This is a genomic window from Vibrio aestuarianus, from assembly GCF_012395185.1.
Classification (GTDB): Bacteria; Pseudomonadota; Gammaproteobacteria; order Enterobacterales; family Vibrionaceae; genus Vibrio; species Vibrio aestuarianus.
Genome location: NZ_JAAZTU010000023.1, coordinates 21,689 through 37,771 on the forward strand (window position 1 = coordinate 21,689; position 16,083 = coordinate 37,771).

At 42.3% G+C, this 16,083-nt stretch carries 16 protein-coding genes and 1 tRNA gene; 16 read left to right on the forward strand and 1 reads right to left on the reverse strand.

Going from position 1 to position 16,083, the window contains the following annotated elements; all coding sequences use genetic code 11:
- The first annotated feature begins 362 nt into the window (after positions 1 to 362).
- From cydA to nadA, 12 genes are all read left to right on the forward strand, one after another.
- The gene (gene cydA, locus HGG78_RS12015; protein ID WP_053310057.1) at positions 363 to 1,949 is read left to right on the forward strand and encodes a cytochrome ubiquinol oxidase subunit I; all 1,587 of its coding nucleotides are present in this window, start codon (positions 363 to 365) and stop codon (positions 1,947 to 1,949) included.
- 16 nt (positions 1,950 to 1,965) lie between these two features.
- Entirely contained in the window at positions 1,966 to 3,102 is a 1,137-nt protein-coding gene (gene cydB, locus HGG78_RS12020; RefSeq protein ID WP_053310056.1) for a cytochrome d ubiquinol oxidase subunit II, read from the forward strand.
- Between the two features lie 12 nt (positions 3,103 to 3,114).
- A complete protein-coding gene (gene cydX, locus HGG78_RS12025; protein ID WP_000270285.1) occupies positions 3,115 to 3,222 on the forward strand; it encodes a cytochrome bd-I oxidase subunit CydX in 108 nt (35 codons plus the stop codon).
- Positions 3,215 to 3,517 carry a cyd operon protein YbgE gene (ybgE, locus tag HGG78_RS12030; RefSeq protein ID WP_172533007.1) on the forward strand — a complete coding sequence of 101 codons (303 nt, stop codon included), beginning with the start codon at positions 3,215 to 3,217 and terminating at the stop codon, positions 3,515 to 3,517. The genes cydX and ybgE overlap by 8 nt, the downstream gene beginning before the upstream one ends.
- 230 nt (positions 3,518 to 3,747) lie before the next feature.
- Positions 3,748 to 4,173 (forward strand): tol-pal system-associated acyl-CoA thioesterase, encoded by a 426-nt coding sequence (gene ybgC / locus HGG78_RS12035; RefSeq protein WP_053310054.1) that lies wholly within the window; start codon positions 3,748 to 3,750, stop codon positions 4,171 to 4,173.
- Entirely contained in the window at positions 4,163 to 4,846 is a 684-nt protein-coding gene (tolQ, locus tag HGG78_RS12040; protein ID WP_053310053.1) for a protein TolQ, read from the forward strand. The genes ybgC and tolQ overlap by 11 nt, the downstream gene beginning before the upstream one ends.
- Before the next feature lie 3 nt (positions 4,847 to 4,849).
- Positions 4,850 to 5,293, forward strand: coding sequence for a protein TolR (tolR, locus tag HGG78_RS12045; protein WP_053310052.1), 444 nt, complete (start codon positions 4,850 to 4,852; stop codon positions 5,291 to 5,293).
- A gap of 12 nt (positions 5,294 to 5,305) precedes the next feature.
- A complete protein-coding gene (tolA, locus tag HGG78_RS12050) occupies positions 5,306 to 6,376 on the forward strand; it encodes a cell envelope integrity protein TolA (RefSeq protein ID WP_172533008.1) in 1,071 nt (356 codons plus the stop codon).
- Between the two features lie 29 nt (positions 6,377 to 6,405).
- On the forward strand, positions 6,406 to 7,743 hold the full coding sequence (gene tolB / locus HGG78_RS12055) for a Tol-Pal system beta propeller repeat protein TolB (RefSeq protein ID WP_216652953.1): 1,338 nt from the start codon (positions 6,406 to 6,408) through the stop codon (positions 7,741 to 7,743).
- A gap of 31 nt (positions 7,744 to 7,774) precedes the next feature.
- A complete protein-coding gene (gene pal, locus HGG78_RS12060; RefSeq protein ID WP_053310049.1) occupies positions 7,775 to 8,314 on the forward strand; it encodes a peptidoglycan-associated lipoprotein Pal in 540 nt (179 codons plus the stop codon).
- Positions 8,315 to 8,328: 14 nt separating this feature from the next.
- A complete protein-coding gene (ybgF, locus tag HGG78_RS12065; RefSeq protein ID WP_053310048.1) occupies positions 8,329 to 9,105 on the forward strand; it encodes a tol-pal system protein YbgF in 777 nt (258 codons plus the stop codon).
- Between the two features lie 120 nt (positions 9,106 to 9,225).
- Positions 9,226 to 10,287 (forward strand): quinolinate synthase NadA, encoded by a 1,062-nt coding sequence (gene nadA / locus HGG78_RS12070; RefSeq protein WP_053310047.1) that lies wholly within the window; start codon positions 9,226 to 9,228, stop codon positions 10,285 to 10,287.
- Positions 10,288 to 10,368: 81 nt separating this feature from the next.
- On the opposite strand, the gene HGG78_RS12075 is transcribed toward nadA, so the two are convergent.
- Positions 10,369 to 10,950: a UPF0149 family protein gene (locus tag HGG78_RS12075; RefSeq protein ID WP_420895669.1), complete on the reverse strand. Its 582-nt coding sequence runs from the start codon at positions 10,948 to 10,950 to the stop codon at positions 10,369 to 10,371.
- A gap of 156 nt (positions 10,951 to 11,106) precedes the next feature.
- Between HGG78_RS12075 and HGG78_RS12080 the strand changes: the two genes are divergently transcribed.
- From HGG78_RS12080 to HGG78_RS12095, 4 genes are all read left to right on the forward strand, one after another.
- Complete coding sequence (locus HGG78_RS12080) at positions 11,107 to 13,530, forward strand: hybrid sensor histidine kinase/response regulator (RefSeq protein WP_172533009.1); 2,424 nt, start codon at positions 11,107 to 11,109, stop codon at positions 13,528 to 13,530.
- 235 nt (positions 13,531 to 13,765) lie between these two features.
- A complete protein-coding gene (locus tag HGG78_RS12085; protein WP_168522506.1) occupies positions 13,766 to 14,215 on the forward strand; it encodes an L-alanine exporter AlaE in 450 nt (149 codons plus the stop codon).
- A gap of 165 nt (positions 14,216 to 14,380) precedes the next feature.
- A tRNA-Ser gene (locus HGG78_RS12090) sits at positions 14,381 to 14,468 on the forward strand.
- 311 nt (positions 14,469 to 14,779) lie between these two features.
- Positions 14,780 to 16,015, forward strand: a complete 1,236-nt coding sequence (locus tag HGG78_RS12095) for a tyrosine-type recombinase/integrase (protein ID WP_013856583.1) — start codon at positions 14,780 to 14,782, stop codon at positions 16,013 to 16,015.
- Positions 16,016 to 16,083 lie beyond the last annotated feature (68 nt).

The following is a 16,083-nucleotide window of genomic DNA, read 5'->3' on the forward strand; positions in this document are numbered from 1 at the left end:
TACGTACCAAATTGTTAATTCATTATTGCTATTTTCTTATGGTGTTTACCTAAAAACTACAATACATGTGATATTTGATTGATTTAGATCAGGTTGTTTGTTTTATGTGCAGGCATGTATTGTGAAAATTGATGTAAATCAAGGCTTTTTTCTCCTATAAATTTTTTGAAACAATCACTGTTTAGCAGTAATATTAGTTCTAGCTATATTAGCTGATGCTTAACAATTAACTAACCATAACGGTACATACTTGCAACAAATTAATGTTATTTTTCAACACTTGTTGAGTTTGTTTAATATTAGATGATTTGTTTTTGCAATGTATGTCAAAAGTGTCATTCAGCCGGCACAAAGGAGTTACCATGATTGACGTAGTTGATCTATCGCGGTTGCAGTTTGCACTCACAGCGATGTATCACTTCCTGTTCGTTCCATTGACTCTAGGTATGGCTTTTCTTTTAGCCATCATGGAATCTTTGTATGTAATGACCGATAAGCAAATCTATAAGGACATGACAAAGTTCTGGGGTAAGCTTTTTGGTATTAACTTCGCTCTAGGTGTGGCCACCGGCCTTACGATGGAGTTTCAGTTTGGTACGAACTGGTCGTACTATTCCCACTATGTAGGTGACATTTTTGGCGCCCCTCTTGCAATTGAAGCACTTGTAGCCTTCTTCTTGGAATCAACCTTTGTTGGTTTGTTCTTCTTTGGCTGGGATAGACTATCAAAACGTCAACACTTAGCCGTGACCTGGTTGGTTGCGCTCGGCTCTAACTTCTCTGCGCTTTGGATTCTGATTGCTAACGGATGGATGCAAAACCCTGTTGGTGCCGAATTTAACTTCGAAACCATGCGCATGGAAATGGTCAGCTTTGCGGAAGTTGTATTTAACCCTGTCGCACAGGTGAAGTTTGTTCACACGGTTGCTTCTGGCTACACCACGGGTGCAATGTTCATTCTAGGCATCAGCTCTTACTACCTATTAAAAGGTCGTGACGTTGCGTTCGCTCGTCGTTCATTTGCTATTGCTGCCTCATTTGGTATGGCGGCTATCTTGTCGGTTATCGTGCTTGGTGATGAATCAGGTTACGAAGTAGGCGAAGTGCAAAAAGTGAAACTCGCTGCTATTGAAGCTGAGTGGCACACTGAACCTGCGCCTGCCGCTTTCACTCTGTTTGGTTTACCAAATCAAGACGAAATGCACACTGACTATGCGATTAAAATTCCTTACGTGATGGGTATTATTGCTACTCGTTCGCTTGATACCGAAGTCACTGGCTTACGTGACTTACGCGATGAACACGTTGATCGCATCCGTAATGGTATGTATGCCTATGAGCTACTTGAAAAGCTGCGTGCGGGTGAAAAATCTCAAGCGAATATGGATGCGTTTGATGAAGTGAAAGGTGACTTGGGTTACGGCTTACTTCTTAAGCGTTATACCGACAAAGTGACTGATGCGACTGAAGAGCAAATCCAAGCGGCCGCCGATGACTCAATTCCGACTGTGTGGCCTCTATTCTGGTCATTCCGCCTGATGGTCGGTGTTGGTTTTGTGATGTTGTTTGTGTTTGGTGCGGCATTTGTTCAAACATGTCGTCAAAAAATCGAACAAAAACAATGGGTACTTAAAGCGGCGCTGTTCAGTATTCCTCTACCGTGGATTGCGATTGAAGCGGGTTGGTTTGTTGCTGAATATGGCCGTCAGCCATGGGCTGTTGGTGAAATATTACCGACCAATGTCGCTGCTTCAGCGCTGACTCTTGGCGAATTATGGACTTCACTGTTTGCTATTCTTGCACTTTACACAGTGTTCTTGATTGCCGAAGTCTACCTGATGGTGAAATTTGCTCGTAAAGGGCCTAGCAGCCTAAAAACTGGCCGTTACCATTTTGAGCAAAATGCAAACTCTGTTGAAGACAAAGTTAGCCGCCAAGTAGAAGCATAGGCAGGGAGATACGATTATGTTTGATTACGAAATTTTGCGACTAATCTGGTGGGTGCTTATTGGCGTGCTGCTTGTTGGTTTTGCGATTACCGATGGTTTTGATATGGGCGTTGGCGCTCTTGTACCAATTATCGGTAAAAATGATAGCGAACGCCGAGTAATGATTAACTCTATTGCTCCACACTGGGATGGTAACCAAGTTTGGCTTATCACTGCTGGTGGTGCGCTGTTTGCAGCTTGGCCTTTGGTTTATGCAACATCATTCTCTGGGTTCTACTTAGCGATGATCGTAACCCTAGCAGCGTTATGGTTGCGTCCGATTGGTTTGGACTACCGTTCAAAAATTGAAGATCCAAAATGGCGCAGCACTTGGGATATTTGTATTTCAATCAGTGGTTTCGTTCCGCCAATTATCTTTGGTGTAGCGTTTGGTAACCTACTTCAAGGTGTACCATTCCAATTGAATGATTTCTTGATGCCGACATACCATGGATCATTCTTTGGTTTGTTGAACCCATTCGCACTGCTTTGTGGCTTGGTTAGCTTATTCATGATTGTGCTACAAGGTGCAACGTGGTTACAGATGAAAACGACCGATGCAGTTCATGTGCGTGCACGTAATGTTGCACAGCTCATGGGTTTACTCGTTGTAGCTACTTTTGTTGCAGCGGGTTTTTGGATTCAAAATATCGATGGCTATGTGATCACAAGCGTGATTGACACCAGTGCTGCATCGAATCCTTTAAACAAAGAAGTGATTCGTGAAGCTGGCGCATGGATGGCTAATTTTGAAGCTTATCCATTGTTGTGGGCTGCGCCTGCTTTAGGTGTTGTGATGCCATTAATTGCCGTGCTGGCTTCTCGCTTTGAAAAAGGTGGTATTGCCTTCTTGGCTTCTAGCTTGGCGAATGCGGGTGTTATTTTCACCGCTGGTTTTGCTATGTTCCCGTTCATTATGCCTTCAAGCTTAGTACCAAGTAATAGTTTGACGATGTGGGATTCGACTTCAAGTGAGTTAACACTGAACTTGATGACTGCAGTAGCTTTTGTGATGGTTCCTATCATCCTGGCTTATACGACATGGACTTACTACAAGATGTTTGGTCGTCTTGACAGCAAGTTCATCGAAGAAAACAAAAACTCACTTTACTAAGGAGCGATAGATATGTGGTATTTCGCATGGATTCTAGGTGTACTGCTAGCTTGTGCATTCGGTATCATCAACGCTCTTTGGTTAGAGCATACAGAAATGATGGATAAAGACAGTGAGTAAACTTGCTTTGCAAGTGGCTCAACTTCATCAGCCAACTAACAAGACCTCATTAAGGGTCTTGTCATTGGTGTTAGGCTTTTATCATGTTGCGATGGTGATGTGGGACCCGGAACAATATTCTCATAGTATTGGTGGGTTCAACGCCATTATCAGCCCCTTGCTGATTTGGGCATTGTGCTCAAGCATGGTGTTTGGGGTTGGCTTTAAGCCTCGTAAATGGGTTTGGCAAATGTTGTTTAGCCCTTATATCTCTCTTTCAATATTAACCTACCTAACGGTTGTTAGACTGGTTTGATTGAGCCTTTTCCAACTTAAAACTGTGGTTGCAGGTCGGAAGAGGATAGTAGAGCAGATGTTACTTATGTCTCGGCATTGATTCAGTGCCGATTAAATATCCACATTAGTGCTGTCTCTTTGAGGCAGCACTAATTTTTTGTATCCATTCTAAGAAAAGTCTATTCAATCCTTGTACTAACAGTAACGAGTTGCGTTATAGTAACGAACTCAATCTGTATATGTATTGGAATGTTTGTGCAAAATACAGCCTCGGCCTTTCAGTGGCCTGTAACCATTTATTATGAAGATACTGATGCCGGTGGTGTCGTGTATCACTCAAACTATCTTAAGTTCTTTGAACGTGCGAGAACCGAACTGCTCCGCTCTATTGGTGTCTCTCAGCATACTCTTCTTACTCAGAATATTGGTTTTGTCGTCAGACATATCGACATCGATTTTTTGCGAGGGGCTCGTTTGGATGAGATGCTGAATGTTGTAACAAACATTTCTGAGCTGAAAAAAGCCTCTCTGACATTCTGTCAAGAGCTCGTCAATCCTGAAGGTAAAGTGTTGTGTAAAGCCGTGGTTAAGGTAGCATGTGTCGACAATCAGAGCATGAGGCCCAAGGCGATGCCTCAATCAATAATTTTGGAGTTAACCCCTAGTGACCGCTGATATTTCAATTCTTGATCTGTTTTTGCAAGCCAGCATATTAGTAAAAATGGTGATGCTTATTCTTTTAGGCATGTCTATTGTCTCATGGGCGATGATCATAAAGCGCAGCAAAATTCTTTCTCAAGCAGAGAAAAGTGCAGATTCGTTTGAAGATAAGTTTTGGTCTGGAACCGATTTATCTGCAATTTACCAAGATGTGAAGAAGCGCAAAGATGAAATTTCAGGTACTGAAGAAATTTTCTATTCAGGTTTCACTGAATTTGCGCGTTTACGCAAAACCAATGCGACCTCACCAGACTTCATTATGGAAGGAACTGGTCGAGCAATGCGCGTTGCTGTTGCTCGCGAAGTGGATGAATTGGAAACGAGCTTGCCATTTTTAGCCACCGTTGGCTCTATCAGCCCATACATTGGCCTTTTTGGTACGGTATGGGGAATTATGCACTCATTCATTGCGTTAGGTGAAGTTAAGCAGGCAACACTTGCTATGGTTGCCCCAGGTATCGCTGAAGCTCTGATCGCAACCGCTATGGGCCTATTTGCTGCAATACCAGCGGTGATGGCTTACAACCGATTAAGCAATAAAGTGAGTAAGTTAGAGCATAACTACGCGACATTTTCAGAAGAGTTTCACAGTATTCTTCATCGCCAAGCTATGGCGGGTAGGGAATAAACCATGGTGGGTTATCAGCGTAAAAAACGCAAATTGACCGCGGAAATTAATGTTGTGCCATACATCGACGTGATGTTGGTTTTACTGATTATTTTTATGGTGACCTCGCCATTTGTGACACAAGGTGTCGATGTCGAGCTCCCTAAAACCTCTGCTGCAAAGCCAGCATCCGAACTTGCTGGGGATAGCGATAGCAGCTTTATTATCGTAGAGATAGATAAAGAAGGTAATTTAGGGCTTAGCGTCAATGATGAAGAGGTTCAAAGAGGCTTGTCATTACAGGACGTTATTGTTCGAGTCAAAGCTGAACTCTCACTAAAACCAAACTCACCTGTTGCTGTGGGCGGTGATGCAGCAACACCCTATGCGGAAGTCGTACTAGTTTTAGATGAATTGAGTCGCGCAGGTATTCCGAAAGTGGGTCTACTAACCGATATAAAGGGATAGTTTGTACTGTTCATGAAAGATAATAAGTCCAAAAACAACGACTACAAAAAGCCAATCATCATTTCCACTATTTTGCATGTGGTTCTGATTGTTGTTTTGTTGTGGGGCACTGATTTCACATTATCGAAACCGGAACCAACGGGACAAATGGTGCAGGCTGTTGTGATTGATCCTCAATTGGTTCAAAAGCAAGCTCAGCAAATTCGTAGTCAACGTGAAGCCGCAGCGAAAAAAGAGCAAGACCGACTCGATAAATTACGTCGAGAAAGTGAACAGTTGGAAAAAAATCGCAAGGCAGAAGAAGAGCGGATTAGAAAGCTCAAAGAGCAGCAAGCGAAAGAAGCAAAAGCGGCGAGAGAAGCAGAAAAGCAGCGCGTTCAAAAAGAGCAAGAGCGTAAACTTGAAGAAGAGCGAGTACGCAAAGAAAAGGAACGAGCTGCTAAAGCCGAAATAGAACGAAAAACCAAAGAAGAGGCGGTCAAGAAGGCCGAGCAAGAACGCCTAGCGAAGCAGGCCGCAATTACACAAGCAGAACAAGAACGTATAGCGAAAGAAAAAGCGGCCGCTGAAGCTAAAGAGAAAGCGCGCAAAGAACGTGAAGCGGCAGAGCGAGCCGAGAAGGAGCGTATAGCTAAAGAGAAGGCCGCTAAAGAGGCTCAAGAAAAAGCCCTCAAAGAAAAGGCACGTCTAGAACGCCTAGAGCGTGAACGTAAAGAGCAAGAAGCGGCTTTAAATAGTATTTTTTCAGGTTTAGAAACGGAGACCGAGCTAAATAGCTCAGCACGTTCTCAATTTGTAATGACTGAAGCGCAACGCTATGGAGCAATATACACCCAGCTTATCCAGCAAAACTTACTACTAGAAGATAGCTTTAAAGGTAAACAGTGCAAGGTGAATTTACGCCTAATTCCAACAGGAACAGGGGCGATTGTTGGTAACTTAAACATTGTTGATGGAGACTCACGATTGTGCGCTGCAACAAAGCGTGCAGTTGCCCAAGTGGGGACGTTTCCATTACCAAAAGATGATCCCGATGTAGTCGAGAAATTAAAGAACATTAATTTAACTGTAGAACCAGAGTAAATAAGGAAGAGCTTGTGTTAAAGCGATTGATGTTAGGGTGCTTACTTGTACTGACAAGTAGTATACAGCTTGCTAACGCAGCATTGGAGCTTGTTATTACCGATGGTATCAACTCGGCAAGGCCAATTGCGATAGTACCGTTTAAGTGGGAAGGTAAAACAAAACTTCCTCAAGATATTTCAGGAGTTATCGCTTCTGATCTACAACGCAGTGGTAAATTTAGCCCTGTTGCGACCAGTAAAATGCCGCAAACGCCATACAGCGAAACAGATATCAAATTCGATGCTTGGAGCCGCATTGGGGTGGATGCACTATTGACTGGCAGCATTACGCAAAATGCGGATGGTCAGTACGTCATTAACTATCAGTTAGTTGACGTAGTGCGCGGTCAATTGACCCAAGGTCAAAGCAAAGCTCTGAGCAATGACGGACAGTTAGTACTTTCTAAAGATCATGTGCTATTTAATAAAGTCGCGACAGTTCCTGCGAACCGCATGCGCGAGTACGCGCATAGAATTTCAGATCTTGTTTATGAAGAGTTAACTGGAGATAAAGGTGCATTTTTAACGCGTATCGCTTACGTCGTGGTAAACGATAAAGAGCAGTACCCTTATCAGCTAAGGGTTGCTGATTATGATGGCTATAACGAGCGATTGGTTTTACGTTCTAAGCAACCTTTAATGTCTCCTGCATGGTCACCAGACGGCAAGCAATTAGCCTATGTCAGTTTTCAAAATGGCCAAGCAGAAATATTCTTAATGAATATCTACACTGGCGAACGAGAAAAAATCACGTCTTATCCTCGTCATAATGGCGCTCCAAGGTTCTCACCTGATGGTAAGAGTTTAGCTCTTGTGCTTTCAAAAACCGGCAGCTTGCAGGTTTACACTTTGGATCTGGCTACTCGTAAACTGAAACCAATAACGAGTGGCAGATCAAATAATACGGAACCATTCTGGCATCCTGATGGTAAATCTCTAATATTTACTTCGGATCGGGGTGGTAAACCACAGATATATCAAGTAAATTTGACCAATGGCTCGACCAACCGTATTACGTGGCAAGGCAGCCAAAATTTAGGTGGTCAAATTACGCCTGATGGTCGGTTCTTAGTGATGGTGAATCGAAGTAATTCTGGTTTTAATCTGGCAAAACAAGACTTGGAAACAGGTTCAGTGCAAATTCTTACCAAGACTTTGCTCGATGAGTCTCCAAGTATTGCACCCAATGGCGGTATGGTCATATACAGCTCAATTTATAACCAAACGAATGTACTTTCGATGGTGTCTATAGATGGGCGTTTCAAAGCTAGATTACCGGCAACAAATGGGCGCGTTAGAGCTCCTGCGTGGTCTCCGTTTTTATAGCAAGTAAGTAATAAAAAGTAAGGAAAATAAGATGCAACTTAACAAAGTTCTTAAAGGGCTACTAATTGCGCTACCAGTACTTGCAGTAACTGCATGTAGTTCAAGCGATGAAGCAACTAACGCTTCTGGTTCTGAAACTAACCAGTCTACTTCAGGTTCAGCAAACAACGTTGATACAACGGTTGTTTCTCCGATCGATGAGAATGCACAACTTTCTGAACAAGAGTTAAAAGAGCAAGCTCTTCGTGAAACTCAAACCATCTATTTCGCATTCGATAACGCGACAATTGCTGGCGACTACGAAGACATGTTAGCTGCACATGCGGCTTACCTAAGCAAAAACCCAGCGATGCAAGTGACTATCGAAGGTCATGCTGATGAGCGTGGTACTCCTGAGTACAACATCGCACTAGGCGAGCGTCGTGCACAAGCTGTTGCTAAATACTTGCAAGCGCTAGGTGTTCAAGCTGATCAAATCGCTATTGTCAGCTACGGCGAAGAAAAACCGCTTCTTCTAGGTCAATCTGAAGATGTATACGCGAAGAACCGCCGCGCTGTTCTAGTGTACTAATCGAGGATTGCCTCATGTTCAGTAACTTAAAGCGCATTGTTACGCTTACGTTACTGGCAAGTGCAGCGAGCACTACGCTCGCTGCACCAGCTCCAGTATCTGACCTCAGCAATAGCTCTTCTTCTAGCGCCACTCGCGCTCAAAACTCTTCGTCTGAAACGGATGTACAGCGTCTTGAACGCTTACTTGAAAACCGCAATCGTGTGCAGTTGAAAATGCAGCAGCAGCTTGACGATATGACCTTAGAAATCAGTGAATTACGTGGGCAGCTTGAGCGCAATAGCTATGATATGCAGCAAATGCTAGAGCGCCAACGTGAATTGTTCATTGAACTAGACCGTATTCGTAGTGAAATGAAAACTACGGGTAGTGCACCTCCTACTACATCACCTGATGCGGCAGTGGAAGGTACATTCAGCAGCAATGTGGACGAACAAACAGCGTATCAGAATGCAGTTGATTTGATTCTGAAGAAGCGTGACTACAGCGGTGCCATTGCGGCGTTCCAACAGTTCCAAAAAGATTATCCTGATTCAAACTTTGCCCCTAATGCACATTATTGGTTAGGACAGCTTTATTTTGCTAAAAAGCAAGACAAGGAAGCAGCGCAAAGCTTTATAGCCGTGCTCACCTATAGCGAATCCAATAAACGTGCAGACGCATTGGTGAAGTTAGGTGATATTGCTAAACGTAACAATAATTCAGCCCAAGCGAACAAGTATTATCAACAAGTTATTGATGAATACCCGACCAGTGCTTCGGCAAATGTTGCAAAAGAGAATTTGAATTAATAATAAGAGGTCGTGAAGGCCTCTTTTTTTTTGCTTATTGTTACAAGAATCACTTTTGATTCACACTTAGGTTCGGGTGTACAATGCTCGAATTCTTGGAAGTTGCATAGAGCAAGAGCAATGAGCCACATTTTAGACACCATTGAAACTGTATATCCTTTTCCACCTAAACCTATTCCTTTGACGGTTGAAGAAAAGCAAACTTATACCGCTAGCATCAAACAGTTATTAAAAGAAAAAGATGCAGTGCTAATTGCACACTATTATACCGATCCTGAAATTCAAGCATTGGCAGAAGAAACGGGGGGATTTGTCGGTGATTCATTAGAAATGGCGAAGTTTGGCAACCGTCACCCAGCAAGTACGCTAATCATTGCTGGTGTTCGTTTTATGGGAGAATCTGCGAAAATTTTAACCCCAGAAAAACGCATTCTCATGCCAACACTAAAAGCTGAATGTTCTCTTGATTTGGGTTGTCCTGCTGATAAATTTACTGAGTTCTGCGATGCTCATCCTGATCATACCGTCGTGGTTTATGCCAATACATCTGCTGCTGTAAAAGCAAGAGCTGATTGGGTGGTGACATCGAGTATTGCTCTTGAAATTGTAGAACACCTAGATGCAGAAGATAAGCCGATTATCTGGGGACCAGACCGCCATTTGGGGTCATACATTGCTAATAAAACCGGTGCAGAGATGCTGCTTTGGCAAGGTGAATGCGTGGTCCACGATGAATTCTCCGCAGACGCCTTACGCAAAATGAAATCTCTATATCCTGATGCGGCCGTATTGGTGCACCCAGAGTCGCCAGCCAGCGTGGTTGAATTAGCGGATGCTGTCGGTTCGACAAGCCAATTGATCAAAGCGGCAAAATCTCTTCCTCAGCAAAAGATGATAGTAGCAACGGATAAAGGCATTTTCTTTAAAATGCAGCAGTTAGTGCCTGAAAAAGAGCTTATTGAAGCACCAACCGCAGGAGCGGGGGCGACTTGTCGTAGTTGTGCGCATTGCCCTTGGATGGCAATGAATGGCCTTAAAGCCATTGAAGCTGCGCTCAAAGAAGGTGGTGATGATCACGAAATTTTTGTCGATGAAGCACTGCGATTAAAATCACTGATCCCACTTAATCGCATGTTGGATTTCGCTGAACAGTTAAACCTTCAAGTTAAAGGTAATGCTTAGTTTTAACTTGAAGCAATACAAAAAAGGCTCCTTGGAGCCTTTTTATGTGAGTACCATTAACGAAGTTAATTAAAGCTACCGTTATTGGTTTTCAGCTAACTGTACACCGCGTTGGGTTAAGCCGCACAACATTACAGGTATTGCATTGTAGATTTCTTCAAATTGATCTAACCCTTGTAGGCCTTGTTCAGCAAGCGTTACTAATGATGTTTCTGGGTCATACAGCATGCTTAAAGACAGTAGTACGCCACCAAGTAGTGCATTGTCTTGGCTATCTTCAGGCATCAAGGTTTCCCAGTCGTCTCGTGCCAGTTGCCAACCTTGTAAAAAGCCTTCACAAAAATCACGGACGTCATCCGTAACAATTTCTTCTTCATCTAAGGAACAGCCTTCTGGCCATGTCCAATTGGCGTTCAATAAAGCAGGGCGATATAAGTTCCATATATCAATAACAAGCTGAAAATACGTTTCTAGCTGTTCACCATCTGTAAAAGGTGCAACTTCTTCACCTCCCCACAAGAAGGGTAACCATTCTTCAGGAGGTAGAATATTAGGAGCAGAAGCCATTGCTGTCACAAAACCACGTGTTTTCGCTTCGTTTAATAGCTTATCTTCTAATTCAGGTTGCGATAGGAGTGTTTGTAAGGTCAAAACAAAGTCCATGAGTTGTTAGATAATTAGCAGTATCTTAACTCTAAATAGTCGTTGTATGCCAATTTAACAAAAGTTATTGCGGTAAAGACTTGTTTCATACAATCAATATCTTGCTTGGCAGGATTCTTCACTATAATTTGTACAAAAGAAAAAGTTCAAAGGCTTATGAAAGTACGTAGCTCACTTAGAAAGAAAAGCATCACCGCATTGGCGTTTTATCTTTGCTTTTTTATTGCAACCATCGGAACGATTACCTACTGGGTTGTCGAATCTCCTCTGCGTGCTGAACTCAAACAAAATTTAGATTTACGTGCTGAAATATTGTCTGCACAAATTAGAGAACCACTAAATAATTCAATAGGCATACTGCAAAGTGTCGTCAGCATTGGACAGTCTGCAAACGGCCAAGCAGAGCAAGACCGTCTGCTACATTCACTGTTCTCGATACTCGATAATATCGTTGTGAGTGGCGGGCTATGGCCAAAACCTTATAGTGTCGATCCCGCTCAACAATATAGTAGCCTGTTTTATAACCGAGCATCTGATGGTCAAGTCGACAAGTTACTCTCTTGGAATAATCCAGCAGTGAGCGGGTACGATAAAGAGACATGGTATACCGAGGTAAAAGGGCAGCCATTAGGAAGTGTGGCGTGGTCACAAGTTTACGTTGATTCTTATACCCATATTCAAATGATCACCGCTTCTTCGCCATACTATGTCAACGGAGAGTTCGCTGGTGTCGCTACTGTTGATATCTCGTTACATGGCTTGACTAAGCTTCTTGCTGCTCAAGCTGAGCGGTATGACCTCGGTATGTCGCTCAGTGATTCTGATGGATCCATCATCTCTGAACATAACTTCCACATTCGCAATGGAGCATATATCAGTCGTTTTGATTTTGGTGATTTTCACTGGCAAGTTGACGTGATAAACGCTAACCGTTTAGTGAATGATGAGGTTTATGAGTTGGTCACTAATGTAGAAGCGCGTATTATTCCCTTTCTTTTAGCCTGTGTAATGATTGGTTATTACTTGTTAAACAAATACTTGATTACACCAATCGTCGTTATTGCGAAAAAGGTTGCTGACTCAAAAGAAGGTGGCATTATCGAGATACCTTACCGCAGTAATGATGAAATACAGCAGTTAGTTGATACTTTTAATCAGAAAACGGTCTACCTTGAAGCGGAAAAGGTGAAAGCTCAAGCATCAACCCGAGCTAAAAGCGCATTTTTAGCGACGTTGTCTCATGAAATTCGAACCCCAATGAATGGTGTACTCGGAACAGCGCAAATATTATTGAAAACTCAACTTTCGGCTCAACAACGACAGAACTTGAATAGTTTGTATGAGTCAGGTGAGCATATGATGACCTTATTGAATGAGATCCTTGATTTTTCAAAGATCGAGCAAGGTCATTTAGAACTCGATAATAGTCGTTTCCCACTTGATTCATTGATTGGCAGTATCAAAAGTGTCTATCACACCTTGTGTAATGAAAAAGGGCTTCAATTTAATATCCATAACGAGGTAGCGAGCGATCGCTGGTACTTCTCGGATAAAGCGAGACTGAGACAAATCTTATTTAACTTACTGAACAACGCCGTTAAATTCACATCAAGTGGTTTCATTGATGTCTACTTAAAAGAAGAGTGGGTCGATGAGCAACTCTATTTATCTATTCGTGTTAGAGACTCTGGGATTGGTATTGCTAAAGAAGCGCAAGAAAAGATATTTCGGCCCTTTGAACAAGCTGAATCGTCAACCACAAGGCGCTTTGGTGGTACAGGTTTAGGGCTGGCAATTGTCAAACAGATAACAGAGCTTATGAACGGTAATATAACGGTAGCAAGTGAGGTTGGTATCGGTAGTAGTTTTCATGTCATGCTCGCTATCGAAGAGGCTTCTGCAGGTCCAACCGAAGTTAAAACTCATCGTAAACTTGATTATCAAGGCCTTAAAGCATTAATCGTCGAAGATAATCGAACGAATTCGATCATCATTGAGACTTTTATGAAAAATAAGGGTTTTATTTGCCGCTGTGTTGAAAATGGTGAACTGGGCGTACAGGCACTCACTGAAGAGCGATTCGATCTTGTTTTAATGGATAACCATATGCCAGTAATGGATGGCATCGAAGCCATTTCTTGTATTAGGTCTCTATCAGAAATTAATCATAATGTATTAATTTTTGGTTGTACCGCTGATGTATTTAAAGAAACTCGAGAGCGAATGCTAGCAGCGGGTGCAGACTATATTATCGCTAAGCCAGTTCATGAAAATGAACTTGATGACGCACTTTATCAATACGCTGAAAAGCTGTACCAATTTCAGCCAAAATCCTCAATGCAGATGGCTGCTGGTTCGATAGAAGAGTCACTGGTTACTTTTCATATGGCGATTGAAAATCAAGAAATTGAGTTGGCATTAACCACCGTCAAAAAGTTAGCCGCGCACGTTTGCGTTGCTGAGTCATCGCCATTGCATGATGCTTTGCAGAGTATCCAAATTAGCTTAGAAAACGATAAGCTACCCAATACACAACAAGTGGATGTCTTAACCGTTTTACTTGCTGATTTTTGTAATTAACTTACTAATAAGTGACTTAAATATTGTTTAATTTAACATTTATTTAAAAATTAGCGTTAGATTCTAGTTTTAATTTCAAAACTGGTTATAAATTTACCTAACTCAATTAAAATTGGAGATTAAATCTACAATTTATATGTTCTAATTGCCTTATCGGCTGGGCTTTTGCTATGACCCAGTTTTATGTATTGCCTGTGGGTGATTTTTGTAGATATATATGTTGTTGAGGAAGGTAATGAAAGCTCGTGGCCCATTTTGTATTCGTCATGCTGCTGCTGACACATTTGCAATGGTCGTTTTTTGCTTTGTTTCTGGGATGATCATTGAGATTTTTATCTCTGGGATGACTTTTGAACAATCGTTAGCATCTCGAACATTATCGATTCCTGTCAACATTGCTATCGCATGGCCTTATGGCGTGTTTCGAGATTTCGTTTTACGTTTAGGGCGGAAGTGGTCGAATTCAAACCTAATGAAGAGCATTTCAGATTTAATTGCATTCGTTTTGTTCCAATCACCTGTTTATGCGGCCATTCTTTTGGTTGTTGGGGCATCAACAGAACAAATTATTACGGCTGTTTCAAGTAACGCTATCGTTTCATGTGGAATGGGCGTGTTATATGGTTATTTCTTGGATATGTGCCGCCGATGGTTTCGTGTGCCAGGCTATTACCAAAGTATGTAACTGCATATTTAGCACGCAGCTATTGTCGTTGATTTCAACTAATAAGCTAATAAGTAACCAAACGCGCTGATGGTGTGGACTTTTTTAAGATTTTGGCTTGACCTGCCTCTCCATAATCATTAAATTAGCGCCTCGTTGACTGATGCAGTTGACACAATCAAATACGGTGAGTTGTCCGAGTGGCTTAAGGAGCACGCCTGGAAAGTGTGTATACGGCAACGTATCGAGAGTTCGAATCTCTTGCTCACCGCCAAATTCAAGTTTAAAGACGTCTCAGGACGTCTTTTTTCTTATCTAAAGATTATAAAATCAATGAGTTATGGTTTCTTAGCGTTCCATAAAGTGTCGTGAAAGCGCTTGTCTAGAGTAATACCTAAAGTAATACCCAGTATTCCTACTTGATGCTAGTATTACTTTTGAGCACTAAATCAGGTATTACTTTGTTGTCATTTCCCCTATCAGTTCGATCTTTAACTTGATGTAATTTAAGCAGTTATCGACCAAAAGTAATACCTAGATTTTTCGAAAATTGAGCTTTGTTCAGGTATTACTTGAGGGATCAAAATGGCGAATAATCTCACGGCTAGGCAAATCCAAACGGCAAAGCCCAAAGATAAGCTCTATCGCTTATCTGATGGCGGCAATCTCTACTTCTGTGTGCGTACAAGCAATTCACGTTCTTGGCAGTTTCGTTATAAACGACCTGGTCAGGACAAAATCACTTATCTTTCCTTTGGTACTTATCCAGATATGTCATTGGCAGAAGCGCGAGAGAAAGCGCTAGAGGCTCGAAAGATGCTTGCGGATGGTATTGATCCCCAGTTGGCCAAAGAAGAGCAAAAAGCCAAAGTTATTGTTGAGCAAAATGCGACGTTCAAGTTTGTCGCTGAGCAGTGGAAGGCTACGAAAGAAGGGCAGATAAAAGAGAAGACTCTCAATGGCAACTGGCGCAAACTGGAGCTCTATGCTTTTCCCAAGCTAGGTACGATACCCGTTAGCAAAATTACGGCGCCTATTGCGATAGCGGCGTTGCGTCCCGTTGAAACACAAGGCTTACTAGAAACCGTAAAACGTACCGCCCAACTGATGAACGAGATCATGAACTATGCTGTAAACAGCGGTGTGATTCATTCTAATCCACTATCTGGTATCCGTGACGTATTCAAGAAGCACAAAGTAGTGCACATGAAAGCGTTACAGCCGCATGAAATGCATGAGCTTATACGCACCGTTGCTACAGCGAATATACAGCACGTGACGCGATTTTTAATTGAATGGCAGCTTCACACGATGGTGCGACCTAATGAAGCCTCTGGTGCTCGTTGGGATGAAATCGACATAGCAAATCGACTATGGATCATCCCGAAAGAACGAATGAAGATGAACCGCGAGCACCTAGTGCCTCTAACAGACCAAACAATGGCTATTCTTGAAGCGATTAAGCCTATCAGTGGTCATAGAGAGTTTGTTTTCCCATCCAGTCGCAATCCGAAGGTACCTACCGATTCAGAAACGGCCAATAAAGCGTTGAGCCGAATGGGATTCAAAGATAGAACTACTGCGCATGGTCTTCGTGCTTTGGCTAGCACCACTCTTAATGAACAGGGTTTTGAGCCTGATGTCATTGAGGCAGCGCTTGCTCATACTGATAAGAATCAAATACGTAAAGCATACAACCGTACAGATTATTTAGATTCACGACGTAGGTTAATGAGCTGGTGGAGTGAGCATATCGAAAAATCGAGCTACGGAAGCTATAGTGTTGCTGGTGCTGGGTACTTACATTTAATCAAGGCTTAGATATCCATCGAATCTAAATAAAATCAGGCATATGTCATATCTGTGATATTAACTTACACAGAGAGGTA